The sequence below is a fragment of the Burkholderia alba genome (assembly GCF_034721475.1).
GTDB lineage: Bacteria > Pseudomonadota > Gammaproteobacteria > Burkholderiales > Burkholderiaceae > Burkholderia > Burkholderia alba.
In genome coordinates, this window is record NZ_JAWJWL010000018.1 from 103658 (window position 1) to 121751 (window position 18094).

Genomic DNA, 18094 nt, shown 5'->3' on the forward strand with positions numbered 1-18094 from the left:
CCCCGTCGGCGCTGGACGCGCCGGCCCTTCACACCACTCGCCGAATCCTTCCCGATGCAATCCGTTTCGCAAACCGTGACGCGACGCCTGAGCGTCGCCCGCATCTTCGCCATCATCGCGCTGTGCATGGTGCCGGTGTCCACCGCGCTCACCAACGTGTTCTGCGCACTCTTCGCCGTCGCGCTGCTGAGCGCGCCGGAATTCTGGCGCAACCTGTCGTCGCTCATCCGCCATCGTTCGTCGCTCGCCGCGCTGCTGCTGATCGGCGCGCTCGCGCTCAGCGTGTCCTACACGGTGATGATCCCCAAATCGATCGCGTGGGAATGGGTCGCCAAGTACGACAAAGTGCTGCTGCTGCCGTTCGCGGTGATCGCGTTCAAGGATTCGAACCCCAACTGGTCCGCCATCGCGCGCTGGAGCTGGTTCGCGACGCTGTGCGTGATCCTGCTGCTGTCGACCACCAACTACCTCGGACTCACCGCGATCGGGCCGGCGCACAAGATCGAGCTGCCGCTGTCGCGTGCGTGGGTCTTCAAGAACCACATCGCCGCGGGCATGTTCGGCGCGCTGCTGTTCTACCAGGCCGCCGACCTGATGCTCGCCGCCCGCACGAACGCCGCGCGGCTTTGCTTCGCCGCGATCGGCGCGCTCGCGCTGCTGAACGTATTCGTGATGCTGCAGGGACGCACCGGGCAGTTGATCGCCATCGCGCTCGCGCTGGTCGTCGCGCTGCGCTTCATCCTGGTCCAGCGCAAGCAGGCGCCGGTGCGCGCCGCGCTGACCGCGGGCGTACTGGTGGCCGGCGTGGCCGCGCTGGTGATCGTCGCCTGCACGATGCACGGCGGCCGGCTGATGAAGGTGACGACGGAAGTGCGCCAGTACCAGCAGACCGACGCGGTGACGTCGACCGGCCTGCGCCTCGAGTGGTACCGCAAGGGCCTCGATCTGTACGCGCAGCGTCCGGTCCTCGGCTATGGCGCGGGCGGCCTCCAGTTCGAATTCGCGAAGCTGACGGAAGGCCGGACCAAGGCCGAAGGCCAGGCCACGTCGAACCCGCACAACGAATATCTGCTGATGGCCGTGCAGCTCGGCACGGTGGGCGTACTGCTGTTCGTGAACCTGCTCGTGCAGATCCTGCGCGACAGCCGGTCGCTCGACGCCCGCTCGCGACATCTGCTGCTTGCCTGGCTCGCGATCTTCGCGATCGGCAGTTTGGCCAATTCGCTGCTGCTGGATTTCGCCGAAGGGCATTTGCTGGTGCTGCTCGCGGGCATCCTGCTTGGCTGCGGCTATCGCTCCGCGCCCGCGTCCGCGCAACGGCCGGCCGCGCTGCGCGGTTGACGCGCAAGGGACGACGGACCGCCGCGCTCGAGCGGACCGCGGTTCGCTCTATCGGCGGCCGCACCCCGTCAGCCGGCGCGCGGCGGGCGCGCGAGCGCCGAGGTATCGATCGTCGCTGAAGCCGCCGCGGCCGCGGCGGAGGGCGGCAGCCCGAGCATCTCGGCCGCCGCGCCGATCACCCTCCCGACGCCGAGATTGACCAGACAGTCGCTGCGGCTGTCGACATGCCGCTCGCATCCCTCATGCCGGCACGGCACGCACGCCGCCTCGCCCTGCAGCAGACAGACATTCCCATGCCGTCCGGAGCCGCGCAGCGGCCACGGATTGAGGTCGGCCGGCCAATGCTGCGGCCACGGTCCCCAGCGCACCGGGTCCGACGGCCCGAACAGCGCGATGGTCGGCGTTCCGGTCGCGGCGGCGACATGGGTCGCGCCCGTGTCGGGGCCGACGAACAGCCGCGCGCGCCGCACCAGCTCCGCGCTCTCGCCGAAGCTCAGCCGGCCGACCAGATTCAGCACGTCGCCGCCGGCGCCCGCCGCGACCCGCTCCGCGTAGTCGCGCTCGCCGGCCGCGGGCCCGCCGCTCAGCGCGATCGCGTAACCCTGCGCGCGCAGCCAGCCGATCAGCGCGATCCAGCCGTCGCTGCGCCACTGCTTGTACGCATACATCGGATACGGATGCAGCACGACGAGCGGCCGCCCAGCGGCCAGGGCGGGCGAGCCGGCAAGCAAGGCGTCGAAGCGCGCGCGCCGGGCGGGATCGTCGCCGATGCCGGGCGCGACCACCTCGGCGACCGGCGGGATGCCGATCACGGGCGCGAGCGCGAGCGTGCTGACGACAGTGTGGGCGGACTCGTGATGGTTGATCGCGATGCCGTTCAGCATCAGGCGCGTCCACCAGCTCACCCGGTTCGGATCGACGAGGCCGACGCGCCGGCGCCCGGCGAACCATGCGTAAAAGCGCGGCCGGTCCGAGCTGAGCGCAGCGCACGCCAGATCGTAGCGGCGCCACAAACGGGCCGCGTCGCGCAACCGCTCGCCGAACTTCGCCCGCTGCGCGACGACGATCACCCTGCGCAGATCCGGATTGCCTTCGAGCACCCCTTCCGTACCGCGAAACACCAGCATGTCGATCTGCGCGTCCGGCCAGCGCGCCTTCAGCGAGCGGACGATCGGCGTGGTGAGCAGCACGTCGCCGATCCGGCGGGTGCTGACGACCAGGATCGTGCGCGGCGGGCGGTGGTCGGGAAAGAGAGCGGCCAAGGGCATGTCCGTATAGCTGGCTGATGGGCTGGCAATGTACTCGATTCCGCCGCGCCGCGTGACGGCGCACGCGGCGGCGGCGCATCACTCAATAAGCGATCTCGACCACGCTGCCGTCGAACGCGTCGCGCAGATCGGCGAGCAGCGTATCGCTCGGCTTCACGCGCCACGCATCGCTCAGGCGCATTTCGCCCTGTGCGCGCGCGTTGCGGTACGCGATCTGCACCGCGAGCCCGTTCGGCAGCGGCGGCTGGGGCCGCCGGCCGCCGTCGCGGCCGCCGCGCGGCGCGGGCGCCTCGACCGCTGGCGCGGCATCGGTCTTTGCCGCGTGCGCGTCGAGCACGCGACGCAGCGCCAGCGCGTCCGCGTTGCCGTTGACCGTCAGTCGCACCGCCTGCGCGTAGCGGCTGCGGGCGCGCTCCAGATCCATCACGGTGTCGGACGTGAAGCGGATGCCGCCCGTGAACGCGTCGTTGCGCGCCTGCCCCTGCACGATCAGCAGTTCGTCTTCCTTGAACAGCGCGCGGTTGGCCTCGAACTGCTCGTTGAAGATCGTGATCTCGCACTGGCCGGTGCCGTCGTCGAGCAGCGCGATCAGCATCTTGCCGCGCTGGGTCATCTGCGTGCGCAGCGACGCGATCACGCCGGCCACCAGCTTGTCGCGGCCCTCCTTCAGCTCGCCGAGCTTCTGCCGCGCGAAGCGGCGCACCTCGTCCCGATACGCATCGAACAGGTGGCCGGACAGGTAGAAGCCGAGCGCGCCCTTCTCTTCCTGCAGGCGCCGCTTGTCGTCCCATGCCGGCTCGTCGAGCAGTTCGTGCCGATGTTCGGATTCCGCCCCCATGTCGAACAGGCCGGCCTGCAGCGCGTTGGCCGCCGCCTGTTCGGCCGCCTCCATCGCGAGCGGCACCGATGCGAGCAGCTGCGCGCGGTTCGCATGGATCGAATCGAACGCGCCCGCGCGGATCAGCGCCTCGACCGTGCGGCGGTTCACGACCCGCCGGTCGATCCGTTCGCAGAAATCGAACAGGTCGGTGAAGCGTTTTTCCTCACGCGCGCGCAGGATTTCCTCGATCGCGTTCTGGCCGCTGCCCTTCACCGCGCCGAGCCCGTAGCGAATCGTCCGCGAACGCTTGCCGTCCGCCTCGGCGACCGGCTCGAACCGGTAGTGCGACTGGTTGATATCGGGCGGCAGCACGGCCAGGTTGTTCGTCACGCAGTCGTCGAACAGGATCTTCACCTTGTCGGTGTCGTCCATCGCGAGCGTCATGTTGGCCGCCATGAATTCGGCCGGATGGTGCGCCTTCAGCCAAGCGGTGTGATACGCGAGCAACGCGTACGCGGCGGCGTGCGACTTGTTGAAGCCGTAGCCCGCGAACTTCTCCATCAGGTCGAAGATCTCGTCGGCCTTCTCGCCCGTCAGCCCGTTCTTCGCGGCGCCCTCGCGGAACAGCTCGCGGTGCTTCGCCATTTCCTCGGGCTTCTTCTTACCCATCGCGCGGCGCAGCAGGTCGGCGCCGCCGAGCGAGTACCCGCCGATGATCTGCGCCATCTGCATCACCTGCTCCTGGTAGACCATGATGCCGTAGGTCTCTTTCAGGATCGGCTCGACGCGCGGATCGGGGTACTCGGTCCTCTCGCGGCCGTGCTTGCGCGCGCAGAAGCTCGGGATCAGGTCCATCGGGCCCGGCCGGTACAACGCGACCAGCGCGATGATGTCCTCGAAGCGGTCGGGCTGGGCGTCCTTCAGCATGCCCTGCATGCCGCGGCTTTCCAGCTGGAAGATGGCGACCGTGTTCGCCTTCTTGAGCATCTGGAACGACGCCGGATCGTCGAGCGGCACCTGCGCGAGCGACCAGTCCGCCTTCGACGGATCGAGGCGGCGGATGTAGCGCTCGGCCCAGTCGAGAATGGTCAGGGTCGTGAGACCCAGAAAGTCGAATTTCACGAGGCCGACGGCTTCGACGTCGTCCTTGTCGTACTGGCTGACGACGCCGCCGTCGTCGCCCTGCGTGTACAGCGGGCAGAAATCGGTGAGCTTGCCGGGCGCGATCAGCACCCCGCCCGCGTGCATGCCGACGTTGCGGGTCAAGCCTTCGACGCGCTGCGCGAGATCGAGCAGCTGATGGACCTCGTCCTCGTTGTCGTAACGCTCCTGCAGCAGCGGCTCTTCCTTCATCGCGTCGGCGATCGTCACGTGCTTGCCGGGCTTGAACGGAATCAGCTTCGCGACGCCGTCCGTGAACATGTAGCCGAGGTCGAGCACGCGGCCGATGTCGCGCACGGCCGCCTTCGCGGCCATCGTGCCGAACGTGGCGATCTGCGACACCGCATCCGCGCCGTACTTCTCCTTCACGTACTGGATCACGCGATCGCGGCCGTGCTGGCAGAAGTCGATGTCGAAGTCGGGCATCGACACCCGCTCCGGATTCAGGAAACGCTCGAACAGCAGGTTGTAGCGCAGCGGATCGAGATCGGTGACGCCGAGCGCGTAGGCGACGAGCGAGCCCGCGCCCGAGCCGCGGCCCGGCCCGACCGGCACGCCGTTGTTCTTCGCCCAGTTGATGAAGTCCGCGACGATCAGGAAGTAGCCCGGAAAGCCCATCTTCGTGATCGTGCCGCACTCGAATTCGAGGCGCTGGTAGTAGGTGTCGCGCTGCCGATCGCGCTCCGCCGTGTCCGGATACAGCTGTTCGAGACGCTTCTCGAGCCCCTCCTTCGACAGCTGCACCAGGTAGTCGTCGAGCGACATGCCGTCGGGCGTCGGGAACAGCGGCAGCTTCGGCTTGCCCAGCTCGAGCGTGAGGTTGCAGCGCTTCGCGATCTCGACCGTATTGGCGAGCGCCGACGGCAGATCGGCGAACAGCGCCGCCATGTCGTCCTGGGTACGGAAGAACTGGTCGGTCGTGAAGCGCTTCTGGCGGCGCGGATTCGCGAGGATGTCGCCCTCGGAAATGCACACGCGCGCCTCGTGCGCGGTGAAATCGTCGTCGATCATGAACTGCAGCGGGTGCGTCGCGACGACCGGCAGCTTCAGTTCGGCGGCAAGCGTCACCGCCTGCTGGATGTACGCCTCGGCGCCCGGCTGGCCATAGCGCTGCAGTTCGATATAGAAACCGCCGGTAAACAGCCGCGACCAGCGCTGCGCATGCCGGCGCGCGGCCTCGTCGTTGCCGGCCGCGAACGCGAGGCCGATGTCGCCGTGCTGCGCGCCGGACAGCGCGAGCAGGCCCTCGGCCAGTTCGGTCTCGAGCCACTGCGGATCGAGTTCGGCGCGGCCCCGGTACTGGTTCGTGAGCCACGCCTTCGACAGCAGCTCGCACAGATTCAGGTAGCCGCGCTTGTCCCTGACGAGCAGCAGCAGCCGCGACGGCTTGTCGCGATCGTCGGGATTGGCGATCCAGACATCGCAGCCGGCGATCGGCTTGATGCCCTTGCCGCGGGCTTCCTGGTAGAAACGGACGAGGCCGAACGCGTTGCCGAGATCGGTGAGGGCGAGCGCGCCCTGACCGTCCGCGGCGGCCGCCTTGACGACGTCGTCGAGGCGCACGATGCCGTCGGCAATCGAGAATTCGGAGTGAACGCGGAGATGGACGAAACGGGGATCTGACATGGGCGCTATTGTAGCCGCGTCGCCGCCGGCCCATGGTCGAAGCCGCCCAAAAAATTGCCGCGCCGGCCGCCGCGGCGACCGGCCGCGGCCCGCCCGAACAGCCGACCAGGAACAACCCGGGCGTTTGCGGGATAATGGCGGTTTCCGTTCTCCACGCTCCGGCTCCGTCCGCCCAGGCTTCGCACCCCTTTTATGCGAATCGTCGGCGACGCGGCCGCCGCCGCTTTATCGTCCGATCATCATGAGCATCGTCAATCTCGCCGCCTATCACTTCGTGTCGATCGACACGACCGAACAATGGCGGCCGCTCGTCACCGCGCGCTGCAACGAACTCGGGCTGCGCGGCACCATCCTGCTCGCGCCCGAGGGCATCAATCTGTTCGTCGCGGGCCCGCGCGACGCCACCGATGCGTTCATCGGCTACCTGCGCCGCGATCCGCTGTTCGAAGGCAAGTTCGCGACCCTGCAGTTCAAGGAAAGCCTGTCCGACACGCAGCCGTTTCGACGGATGCTCGTGCGCCTCAAGCGCGAGATCATCACGATGAAAAAGCCCGCGATCAAGCCCGAGCTGGGCCGCGCGCCGTCGGTCGACGCGCGCACCCTGAAGGCGTGGCTCGACCGCGGCCACGACGACGCGGGCCGGCCGGTCGTGATGCTCGACACGCGCAACGCGTTCGAGGTCGACGTCGGCACCTTCGACCACGCGCTCGACTACCGGATCGACAAGTTCAGCGAATTTCCCGGCGTGATCGAGGCCAACCGCGCCGATCTCGAAGGCAAGACCGTGGTGTCGTTCTGCACCGGCGGCATCCGCTGCGAGAAAGCCGCGATCCACATGAAGGACGTCGGCATCGATCACGTCTATCAGCTCGAAGGCGGCATCCTCAAGTACTTCGAGGAAGTGGGCGGCGCGCATTATCACGGCGACTGCTTCGTGTTCGACTACCGCACCGCGCTCAACCCGCGGCTCGAGCCGACGGCCGACATCACCTGCTTCGCGTGCCGGTCGGTCGTATCGGCGGCGGATCAGCGCTCGCCGCACTACGTGTCGGGCGCGTCGTGTCCCGCGTGCCATCCGGACGCGCCCCGGCGGCCCGGCGCCGACGTCGGCGCGGCCAGCGCCGTCTAACGCCCGCCGCATGGCCGCCGGCTATCGCGGACGCTTCGCGCCTTCGCCCACCGGAGCGCTGCATATCGGTTCGCTGGTCGGCGCGCTCGCGAGCTGGCTCGACGCCCGCGCGCATCGCGGCGCGTGGCTCGTGCGGATCGAGGACATCGACGGCCCGCGCACCGTGCCGGGCGCCGCCGACGCGATCCTCGCGACGCTCGCGCGCTTCGGCCTCGTCCCCGACGAGCCGGTGCTGTGGCAAAGCACCCGCGGCGCGCGCTACGCGGCAGCGCTCGACGGGTTGATCGCGGCGGGGTTCGTCTACCCGTGCGGCTGCACGCGCAAGGAGATCGCCGATTCGCTGCGCACCGCGCACGAACGGCACACCACGCTCGCGTACCCCGGCACCTGCCGCGGCGGGCTGCATGGCAAGCCCGCGCGCGCGTGGCGGCTGCGGGTGCCGGACGGCGCGGCGGCGCGCGTCGCGTTCGACGATCGCTGGCAAGGCCGGCAAGTCCAGGATCTCTCGACCGAAGTCGGCGACTTCGTGCTGAAGCGCGCGGACGGCCAATGGGCGTATCAGCTCGCGGTCGTGGTCGACGATGGCGACGCGGGCATCACGCACGTGGTGCGCGGCGCCGACCTGCTCGACTCGACCGCGCGCCAGATCCGCCTGCAGCACTGCCTCGGCCTGCCGGTGCCGGCCTATCTGCACGTGCCGGTCGTGGTCGACGCCCATGGCGAGAAACTCAGCAAGCAGACGGGCGCCGCCGCGCTCGATGCGCAAGCGCCGCTGGCCGCGCTCGCCGAGGCGGCCGGCCATCTCGGTCTCACGCTCGATGCCGGCACGCACGCGTCGCTCGACGCGTTCCTCGCGGCGGCCACGGCCGCGTGGTCCGTCCGCTTCGGCCCCGATGCCCGGTAGCCGGCTACCGAACAAGCTGCCTTGAAGGGCCACCCTATCCGAGGGACTTTTTACCCGTGACTCGCATCATGCGGCGGCATACCGCGCGTTCGGGAGGCCGATCGTTCGATCGTTTTGGACACCGGGCTCCCGGCATGTTTCTCGACATCCCGCCAGGGACGGTATGCGCCTGCGAATGGGTACTGGCCCCTTCTCGAGGACAAACGACGACCGGGTATCGCAACCCCGCGGCAACGTCCGTTCCCCTGCCTCAAATGGGGTGGGCTCTTGCCCGGCGGAACACCCCGCCCACTCGACCATCGTCGCCCGCCCAGCGCGACGTCTCAGGCGGCCAACTGCATCGATGCGAGGCCGTTCAGCGTCCAGCGCACCGATTTGGCATTCGAGCCGCGCGAAACGCAACGCGCGACGCCACGGCGACACGCCGTCGATCCGGCACCCGATAACGAAACGGCCGGACCAGCGCAAGCCGGTCCGGCCGTTTCGTTATCGGGCATGCAGCGGAGCGGGTACAAGCACTCGCCATCGCCGTGCCCATCGTCCCGCCAGCAGCGGGACGCGTCTATCGTTCGGGTTCGCCGCCCGTCAGGACGACGTCTTGCGCGGCATCCCGAAACCGCCCAGCAGCGCGGCGAGCGGCTGCTTCGACCCCTTCTTCTCCGGCTGAGCGGCCACCGGCTCTTCCGGCTGGCGCGCGGACGGCGACGGCTCGTACGGCTTCATGAAGAACTCGTCGACCGGCGCTTCCCGGCGGTGGTGGTGCGAACGCTCGCTGCCCGGGCCCCGCCGATTCGCGCCGCCTCGATGCTCGTCGCGCTCGCGCCGGCCACGATGGTCGCCCCGCTCGCCTCGCTCCTCGTGACGCGGGCGTACCGGCGCATCGAGCGCGAGCGGCTCCAGCGCCAGCGGCCGCTTGATCAGCTTCTCGATGTCGGCCAGCTGCTTGCGTTCGTTCGGGCTGCAGAGCGACAGAGCGTCGCCCGACGCGCCCGCGCGGCCGGTACGGCCGATCCGGTGCACATAGTCTTCCGCGCTGAACGGCAGGTCGAAGTTGATGACGGCCGGCAGCTCGGCGATGTCGAGGCCGCGCGCGGCCACGTCGGTCGCGACCAGCGCCTCGATCTCGCCGCGCTTGAACGCGTCGAGCGCCTGCATCCGCTCGTTCTGCGTGCGGTCGCCGTGAATCGCGGTGGCGACCACGCCGTCCCGCTCGAGCTGGCGCGCGAGGCGGCTCGCGCCGATCTTGCTGTTGCAGAACACGATCACCTGCTTGAGCGCGCGGCTGCGGATCAGCTTGACGACGGCCGCCTGCTTGTCGCCCTCGGCAACGTCGTAGACGACCTGCGTGACGTTGGTCGCGGTCGCGTTGCTGCGCGCGACTTCGATGGTCTGCGGATTGCGCAGATAGGTGGACGCGAGCTTCTTGATTTCCGGCGAGAAGGTGGCCGAGAACAGCAGCGTCTGGCGCTCCTTCGGCAGCAGGTTCAGGATGCGCTGCAGGTCCGGCAGAAAGCCCATGTCGAGCATCCGGTCCGCCTCGTCGAGCACCAGCATCTGCACCTGGCCGAGATGGGCGGTTTTCTGCTGCACGTGGTCGAGCAGGCGGCCCGGCGTCGCGATCAGGATCTCGACGCCGCGGCGCAGTTCGGCCATCTGCGGGTTCATGTCGACGCCGCCGAACACCACCGCGCTGCGCAGCGGCGTGTGCTTCGCATACGCGTGCACGTTCGCGGCGACCTGGTCGGCGAGTTCGCGGGTCGGCGTGAGGATCAGCGCCCGCACCGGGTGACGGGCGGGCGACGCGCTGGTACTCGCCTGCGGCAGCAGCCGCTGGATGATCGGCAGCGAGAAGCTCGCGGTCTTGCCGGTCCCGGTCTGCGCGGCGCCCATCACGTCGCGGCCGGACAGCACGACCGGAATCGCCTTCGCCTGGATCGGCGTCGGCGTGGTATAGCCCTGCTCCACAATGGCTTTCAGAATATCGGCGGCAAGACCGAATTGGTCGAAAGTTGCGTCGACAGGCGTGGCAGCAGAATCGGACATGGTGGCGTTTCGCTCAAAAGGCGCGGCGGGACATCAGGCGCGTAGCGGACTCGATCGCGAGGCCGGCTGCGCAAACACAACATCGGAATGAAGGCGGAGCCGCGGCGCGCCGCGCGGCGCCGCCGGGCACTCGCGGCCCTGGGGCCGAGCACGAGGCTCCGTCCGGCGGGTGTGCCGGCAGAAAGGGCAGCATTGTAACACTGCCCGGCGCGGCACCCATGACAGCAGGATGAACATGCGGTCCGGCTCCGTCGGACGGGCCGGACCGCCGCGCCGGCGGGCGATCAGCCCGGCTTCTTTTTCTTCTGGATCTCGACGCAGTCGGCAAGCAGCGGCGGGGCCTTCTCGTCGGCGATCTCGTCGTACAGATTGGCGTCGCGCCCCTTGGTCCACCACGTGTAGCGGCCCGCCTGGTACTTCGCGCCCGATGCGGACACGGTATCGACGAACAGCAGCCGCTGGCCGTTCACCGGCACGAGCGCGAAGCTCTGGCCGTTGCCGGCGAGCCAGTACGACACCCGCACCGGCGGCTTCTGGTTCGCGCATTGGTAGGCGACGTTCTGGCGGGCATCCGCGTCGATTTCCTCGACGGTCAGCTGCGCCGCGTATGCGGCGAATCCGGCCAGCAGCCCGGCCGTGCCCAATGCGGCAATGACGTGTTTCTTCATGCGTTGGCGGTTCCTGATGAGACAGTGAATGGACGGCGCGCACGACCGGCGCGGAGAATTCAGGGATCGATGACGGTGGCGCACGCGTCGGTCGGCGCGGCCGCGACGTGGCCGACGACCGGGACCACCTTGAGCCCCGCCGATGCGATCCGGCACGGCGCCGCGGCGAGGCCGCAGCCCGACGCCGACAGACTCAGCGCGGCAATCAGCAACCATTTCATGACCTGCTCCCAAAGCGTGCCCCGGCGACACGCCGGATGCAGTGCGCTACCGCGCTCAATGCGCCGAAACCGGCCGCACCGCGGCGGCGGCCCGCTTCGCGCGCGTGCGGGCCTCGTCGATATCGGCGCCGGTGGCGAGCGCGACGCCCATCCGGCGCTTGACGAAGCTCTCGGGCTTGCCGAACAGCCGCAGATCCGCGCCCGGCACGGCCAGCGCGTCGCGCACCCCTTCGAACGCGATGCCGGCTTCGTCGAGGCCGCCGTAGATCACCGCCGACGCGGCCGGCGCCGACAGCGACGGATCGACCGGCAGGCCGAGGATCGCGCGCGCATGCAGCTCGAACTCCGACTGACGCTGCGACGCGAGCGTGACGAGCCCCGTATCGTGCGGACGCGGGCTCACTTCCGAGAACCAGACCTCGTCGCCGCGCACGAACAGCTCGACGCCGAACAGGCCGCGGCCGCCCAGCGCCGTCGTGACCCGGTGCGCGATGTCGCGCGAACGTTCCAGCGCGAGTGCGTTCATCGGCTGCGGCTGCCACGACTCGACGTAGTCGCCCGCGACCTGCACGTGCCCGACCGGGTCGCAGAAATAGGTACGGGTGTCTCCGCTCGCCGGATCGATCGCGCGCACCGTGAGCTGGGTGATCTCGTAGTCGAAGTTCACGAAGCCCTCGACGATCACGCGGCCGTGGTTCACGCGGCCGCCATCGAGCGCGTACCGCCATGCGGCATCGAGATCGGCATCGCCCTTCACGACCGACTGGCCCTTGCCCGACGACGACATCACCGGCTTCACGACGCACGGGAAACCGATCCGGCCGACCGCCGCCTTGAATTCGTCGAACGACTGCGCGAACGCGTACGGCGACGTCGGCAACCCGAGCTCCTCGGCGGCGAGGCGACGGATGCCCTCGCGATTCATCGTCAATTGCGTGGCGCGCGCGGTCGGGATCACCTCGGCGACGCCGGCGGCTTCGATCGCGGCCAGCGCGTCGGTCGCGATCGCCTCGATTTCCGGCACGATCAGGTGCGGACGCTCCGCCTCGACCAGCGCGCGCAGCGCGTTCGCATCCGTCATGTCGATGACGTGCGAGCGATGCGCGACCTGGTGGCCCGGCGCATTCGGATAGCGATCGACGGCGATCACTTCGACGCCGAGGCGCTGCAATGCAATGATGACTTCCTTGCCCAACTCGCCCGCGCCGAGCAGCATGACGCGCGTGGCGGACGGCGAAAGCGGCGTACCGAGCCGCTGACCGATCTGCATGAAATTTCCCGCTGGATGATGGATGGCGATAATCAGCGCCGATGTTAACACGCGCACCCCGCGCGCCGCCGGGCGGTTTTCCCCGCGCGCGACGCAACGCCGCGCCGGCCCGGCACGCGCGGGCTTTATTTCGGGATAAGAGAACGAATGCGCGCGCCGAGAGTCCGCTCGCCTCAGGCGAGCCTAGTGCGTTACCCTTACGGCTTCGCCAGTACCCTAGAAAGAGGAACGAGGTCATGTTCGATTCATCCGCGGCCGCGCGCGCCTGCTTCCGTCTTGCCCGCCCGCTGCGCGCGCCGCTCGGCGCGCTGACCGTCGCCACGCTTCTCGCCGCCTGCGCCATGCCCACCCATCCCGACTCGACCGCCGCCGCGCCCGATCCGTTCAACCCGGCGACGATCCAGCTGATCGACGATACGAGCTGGGAGCTGACCAGTTGGAAAAACGCCGACGGTTCGCTGCGCGAGATCCCGCATGGCGACAACGGTGAACCGATCAAGCTTGCGCTGTCGACCGAGACCGGCATGCGGCGCGTATCGGGCTTCTCGGGCTGCAACCGCTATATGGGGAGCTACGACGTGAAGAACGGCGTCCTGAGCTTCGGCCCGCTCGCGGGAACCCGGATGGCCTGCCCGGCATCGTTGGGCGGCCAGCTCGAAAGCACGTATCTCGATGCGCTCGCGCATCTCGCGAAAGCCGGCGTGCAGATGCGCGAGCCGCAGCAGCTGCTGCTCGTCACCGACGACGGCGCGACGCTGACGTTCGCGCGCCGGGGCAAGTAAATCCCGCGCGCCGCGGCCTCCCGGACGGACGGCATGGCGCGCCGCCCCTCCCCCGATATCGCCACGCCCGCCCGCAACCGGCCGGGCGTCGTTCTTAAAAGCATCGTCGTCGGCCGGTTAAACTCGACGGGTCGCGCACCGCGCCTCTCGTCTTCTTCCTGTTTCTGAGCATGCAAACGGTAGTTCTCGGCTGGTTCGGCTTCTCGGCCGTCTGGTTCATCCCTCTTTTCTGGCGCCTCGCCAAGTCGATGCTGCCGGGCGGCGGCGGGCTCGCGGGCCCCGGCTCGATCCGTCTCTGGCTCGGCTTCTTTTGCGTGCTCGTCGCGAGCTGCACGCTCGGCACCGCACTGCCGGGCGGCGAAGCGAACAACGCGCTCGGTCATGCGCTGTCGGGCGGCTTCGAGCGCCTGCTCGGCCACATCGGCACGCCGCTCGCGATGGTCGTGCTGTTCTTCCTCGGGCTGCCGTGGCTACTCGGGATTCGCTGGCGCCAGGTGAATACGTGGCTCGACGCATCGTTCGGCTTCAGTCTGGCGCGTGATGGCAGCGACGACGAACCGCGCGGTATCGCCGATCTGCCGCGCGCGTCGCTGCATCGCGACGACGACCGGCGGGTCCGCCGCGCGGGCGACGTGCAGCCGACGAGCGCGCATACGGTCAACTCGATGGCGCCCAAACAGAACGGCCGGTATGCGCGGCCGACACTTTGGAAGCCGACGCTGCCCAAGCGCGACGCCAGGCACGGCCGCGCCGCACCGCTCAGCGAACCCGTGGCGCCGGCCGGATGGCTGAAGCCCGGCGCACCCGGGCGCACCGCGACGGGTTCGACCGCGGCCGTCGCGAGCGGCCTGTCGAAGGCGGCCAGCGCCAGGCCCGCCGCCGCGCCCCTCGGGAGCGGGCTGCCGCCTGCCGCGGCCGCGTCGGTTCATGCGGGCCAGCCGGCCGCCAAATTCGCCGCAGCGAATCCCGTGCCGCCCGCTCCCGGCGAACGGGTCCGCGCGGCACCGTTCCAGCCCGCGTCGACGACACGCACGACACCGGCTCCGCGCGGACCGGCGCCCATCGCGGGTCAGCCGATGCAGCGCCCGGCCCCAACGGCCGCACCGCGCACCGCGCCGGTCACGCCCATCACACCGATGACGCCGATCACGCCACGGAAAATCGCCACCGCGCTGCCGGTGCGGCCCGCCGCGCGCGGACCGGCGACGGCCGCCGGCGCAGCGCCCGCGCCCGCTGCGCCGCGCAAGCGCCCCGTCACGCCGCCACGCGCGCCGCTCTACGCGTGGGCCGAAAAACCCGCGCAGCCGATCGCGCCGGCGCCGAGCGTGCACGAAACCCTGCGTTCGATCGAAGCCAGCACCGCCCAATGGGCGACGTTGGCCGGCGCAGCCGCCGGTGCCACGGCTGTCGGTTCCGCCGCTGCGGCAAGCGGCGCGACGGCGACGGTGGCGACCGCGACGGGTGCTTTCACGGCGCCGCCGCCGGCCGCGTCCGAATCCGCCGGGACGCCCGCCGCCTGGGCACCGGATAGCCCCGACGCAAGCAGCGCACCGCGCGCCGCCGAAGCCGCACCTGTGGCGGTGGCCACGCATCTTTCCGTCGAAGCCGGTACGAATCGCGCTTCGCGTACGGCGTCGCCTCTTCCCGACGCCCCGCTGACCGCCATAAATGCGGCCGAACCGGATGCTGCAGCCGCCTCTTTCGCACTCGTCGACCTCGAACCGGCGGCGCCGCTCGCAGCGCTTGCAGAACCTGTCACGCCTGAAGCTCCGCTCGCACCGCGTGTCGAGCCGGCGCATCTCGCCGCAAGCGCATCCGTCTTCATCGGCGCCGATGCCGGTGACGCGACTCGGGAAAACGATGCCCCGCGCCTCGCGTCGCAAGACTCGGGCGGCGCCTCGATCATCCGACCGACCACGGACAGCGCGGTCGCCCATCGCGTCGCCCCCGTCGCTCCGCTACAGCAGGGGTCCGTCGATGCGGGTCACAGCCCGCACATCGAGTCGCATCCGCCGGAAACAGTCGCCGCCGCACACGGAACGACGTCAGCCCCCGCCGGCACTGCGGCCGTGCAACCCGGCGCGGTTGTTGCGGAGGGCGCAAACGTCGGAACGGCCCCAGCCCCCTCGTCCGCCCATGCAGGGGTCAGCCCGTCGCACGAGGCCGTTGCATCTCCGCCTCCGGCGCCTTGGGAAGATGACGTCGAACCGGACGCCGGTGCATCGGCAACGATGAACGCGCGTGCGGCCGCGCCGTCGTTCCCGGGCACCCGCGAAACCGTACCCGCGAGCAGTGCGACGATCCCTGCCATGTCCGGAACGGCGGCAGGCTACGTGCCGCCACCCTCCGGCGCGACCGAAGCCGTCGCCGCTCGGGAATGGGCGGCGCCTCGTGTGCCGATGTATGGCTCGCAGGAAACATCGGCCGCTACCGCGTCGTTCGGCACCACCCTGCCGGCCGCCGGCACACCCGCGGCAGACACGCCGTCGCCGACACCCGTCCCGGGTTCCGGCACGGCCGTCACGCCATCCGGCTCGGGCGTCGCAGCAACCGTCGCCTCGCCGGGCGAAAGCGCCGCGCCGGTCGCCGAACCGAGCGTCTCGGCAACCTTCGTTGCAGCCGCAGCCCCGACACGCGCTGCCGCACCCATGCAGGCCGCCGACGCGCCGACGCCCCTTGCCGCCGCCGCGACGACCGCACCGGCGCCCGCCACCTCGATCCCGGCGGCTGCCGCGCCGCTCTCGCCATCCGGCGCCGTCACCGCGCCGGGTATCGCGAACAACCCGGCGCAAACCGGCCCGCTGACGCAGCAGGCCACCACGCCGTTCGCGGCGCCAGCCGTGGCCACCGCCTCCGGCACAACGGCTACTCCGGCACACGCGGCCACGCTCACGCAACAAACCGCCTCGCCGTTCTCGGCGCCCGCCGCTTCCGCCATCCCGGGAACCACGCTCGCCCCGGCACACGCTGCTCCGTTCACGCAACACGCCGCCGCGACGTTCACGGCGCCCGCCGTTTCCACCATTCCCGGCGCAACGTCGGCCCCGGCACACGCGACCCCGTTCGCACCGCAAGCCGCTTCGCCATTCGGCGCACCTGCCGTCACGGCCCTCTCCGGCACAACAGCCACCCCGGCACGCATCGCGGAGCCGCCCTTCATTGCCGCCCCGCCCGCCCCGTGGTCGCCGACCGGCGCCACGGCGGCCGCGGCCACCGAGCCCGGTTTCGCCGCCCCGCCCCCCGCGGCCACCGCGACGACTGCCGGCACCCCCGCCGCGCCGCCCGCGCGCCCGCCCGGCCCGAATGCGTTCGAGTTCCGCGCGCCCGCCGCGTCGCTCGTCGAACTGCCGTCGATCGACCTGCTCGAACCCGCGTCCGACGACGCCGAACCGATTTCCGACGAGGCGCTCGCCCAGACCGGCCAGGTGATCGAACAGCGGCTGCAGGAGTTCAAGGTGCCGGTGACCGTCGTCGGCGCGTCGGCCGGCCCCGTCATCACGCGCTTCGAGATCGAACCGGCGCTGGGCGTGCGCGGCAGCCAGATCGTCGGGCTGATGAAGGATCTGTCGCGCGGCCTGGGCCTCACGTCGCTGCGCGTGGTCGAGACGATCCCCGGCAAGACCTGCATGGGCCTCGAGCTGCCGAACGCGAAGCGCCAGATGATCCGCCTGTCGGAAATCCTCGCGTCGCGCCAGTACGAGCACTCGGCATCGCAGCTCACGCTGGCGATGGGCAAGGACATCACCGGCAATCCGGTCGTCACCGATCTCGCGAAGGCGCCGCACATGCTGGTTGCGGGCACAACGGGGTCGGGCAAATCGGTCGCGGTCAACGCGATGATTCTGTCGCTGCTCTACAAGGCCACGCCCGAAGACGTGCGCCTCATCATGATCGACCCGAAGATGCTCGAACTGTCGGTCTACGAAGGCATTCCGCATCTGCTCGCGCCGGTCGTCACCGACATGAAGCTCGCGGCGAACGCGCTCAACTGGTGCGTCGGCGAGATGGAAAAGCGCTACCGCCTGATGTCCGCCGTCGGCGTGCGCAATCTCGCGGGCTTCAACCAGAAGATCCGCGACGCCGAAGCGAAGGAAAAGAAGATCGGCAACCCGTTCTCGCTCACGCCCGACGCGCCCGAGCCGCTGTCGACGCTGCCCCTCATCGTGGTCGTGATCGACGAGCTGGCCGACCTGATGATGGTCGCGGGCAAGAAGATCGAGGAGCTGATCGCACGGCTCGCGCAGAAGGCGCGCGCCGCGGGCATCCACCTGATCCTCGCGACGCAGCGTCCGTCGGTCGACGTGATCACCGGGCTCATCAAGGCGAACATCCCGACCCGGGTCGCGTTCCAGGTGTCGTCGAAGATCGATTCGCGCACCATCCTCGACCAGATGGGCGCGGAATCGCTGCTCGGCCAGGGCGACATGCTGTTCCTGCCGCCCGGCACCGGCTATCCGCAACGCGTGCACGGCGCGTTCGTCGCGGACGAGGAGGTGCATCGCATCGTCGAGTACCTGAAGCAGTTCGGCGAGCCGCAGTACGAGGAAGGCATCCTCGACGGCCCGGCCTCGGAGGGCGCCGCGCAGGACCTGTTCGGCGAAGCGCCCGACGCGGAAGCAGACCCGCTGTACGACGAAGCGGTTGCGTTCGTGGTGCGCACCCGCCGCGCATCGATCTCGTCGGTGCAGCGGCAGCTGCGTATCGGCTACAACCGCGCCGCCCGCCTCGTCGAACAGATGGAAGCGGCCGGCCTGGTCTCGCCGATGGGCATCAACGGCAGCCGCGAAGTGCTCGCCCCGCCGCTGCCCGAGTAAGCGCCCGGGCGGCGCCGCCCGACACAAAAAAAGCGGCGCCTGCGCGC

At 69.9% G+C, this 18094-nt stretch carries 11 protein-coding genes; 5 read left to right on the forward strand and 6 right to left on the reverse strand.

Annotation, left to right across the window (positions count from 1 at the left end; translation table 11 throughout):
• Positions 1-54: 54 nt before the first annotated feature.
• On the forward strand, positions 55-1341 hold the full coding sequence (locus RZR99_RS20845; RefSeq protein WP_407655480.1) for an O-antigen ligase family protein: 1287 nt from the start codon (positions 55-57) through the stop codon (positions 1339-1341).
• Between the two features lie 68 nt (positions 1342-1409).
• Here the strand turns inward: RZR99_RS20845 and RZR99_RS20850 are convergent, their stop codons facing one another.
• Together RZR99_RS20850 and dnaE are read right to left on the reverse strand one after the other, a co-directional pair.
• Complete coding sequence (locus tag RZR99_RS20850) at positions 1410-2609, reverse strand: glycosyltransferase family 9 protein (RefSeq protein ID WP_407655481.1); 1200 nt, start codon at positions 2607-2609, stop codon at positions 1410-1412.
• A gap of 82 nt (positions 2610-2691) precedes the next feature.
• Positions 2692-6216 carry a DNA polymerase III subunit alpha gene (gene dnaE / locus RZR99_RS20855; protein WP_323121670.1) on the reverse strand — a complete coding sequence of 1175 codons (3525 nt, stop codon included), beginning with the start codon at positions 6214-6216 and terminating at the stop codon, positions 2692-2694.
• A gap of 241 nt (positions 6217-6457) precedes the next feature.
• Between dnaE and RZR99_RS20860 the strand changes: the two genes are divergently transcribed.
• Positions 6458-7345: a sulfurtransferase gene (locus RZR99_RS20860; protein WP_323121671.1), complete on the forward strand. Its 888-nt coding sequence runs from the start codon at positions 6458-6460 to the stop codon at positions 7343-7345.
• A gap of 10 nt (positions 7346-7355) precedes the next feature.
• A complete protein-coding gene (gene gluQRS / locus RZR99_RS20865) occupies positions 7356-8249 on the forward strand; it encodes a tRNA glutamyl-Q(34) synthetase GluQRS (RefSeq protein ID WP_323121672.1) in 894 nt (297 codons plus the stop codon).
• 585 nt (positions 8250-8834) lie between these two features.
• Here the strand turns inward: gluQRS and RZR99_RS20870 are convergent.
• The 4 genes from RZR99_RS20870 to purT all read right to left on the reverse strand — a co-directional run bounded on the left by RZR99_RS20870 (position 8835) and on the right by purT (position 12451).
• Positions 8835-10292, reverse strand: coding sequence for a DEAD/DEAH box helicase (locus tag RZR99_RS20870; RefSeq protein ID WP_323121673.1), 1458 nt, complete (start codon positions 10290-10292; stop codon positions 8835-8837).
• Positions 10293-10576: 284 nt separating this feature from the next.
• Complete coding sequence (locus RZR99_RS20875) at positions 10577-10960, reverse strand: MliC family protein (protein WP_323121674.1); 384 nt, start codon at positions 10958-10960, stop codon at positions 10577-10579.
• 59 nt (positions 10961-11019) lie between these two features.
• Positions 11020-11181 (reverse strand): DUF6726 family protein, encoded by a 162-nt coding sequence (locus tag RZR99_RS20880; protein WP_323121675.1) that lies wholly within the window; start codon positions 11179-11181, stop codon positions 11020-11022.
• A gap of 55 nt (positions 11182-11236) precedes the next feature.
• On the reverse strand, positions 11237-12451 hold the full coding sequence (purT, locus tag RZR99_RS20885; RefSeq protein WP_323121676.1) for a formate-dependent phosphoribosylglycinamide formyltransferase: 1215 nt from the start codon (positions 12449-12451) through the stop codon (positions 11237-11239).
• Positions 12452-12687: 236 nt separating this feature from the next.
• Here purT and RZR99_RS20890 point away from each other — a divergent pair, with 236 nt between their 5' ends.
• Positions 12688-13233 carry an META domain-containing protein gene (locus tag RZR99_RS20890; RefSeq protein WP_323121677.1) on the forward strand — a complete coding sequence of 182 codons (546 nt, stop codon included), beginning with the start codon at positions 12688-12690 and terminating at the stop codon, positions 13231-13233.
• Between the two features lie 170 nt (positions 13234-13403).
• Positions 13404-18047, forward strand: coding sequence for an FtsK/SpoIIIE family DNA translocase (locus tag RZR99_RS20895; RefSeq protein ID WP_323121678.1), 4644 nt, complete (start codon positions 13404-13406; stop codon positions 18045-18047).
• Positions 18048-18094 lie beyond the last annotated feature (47 nt).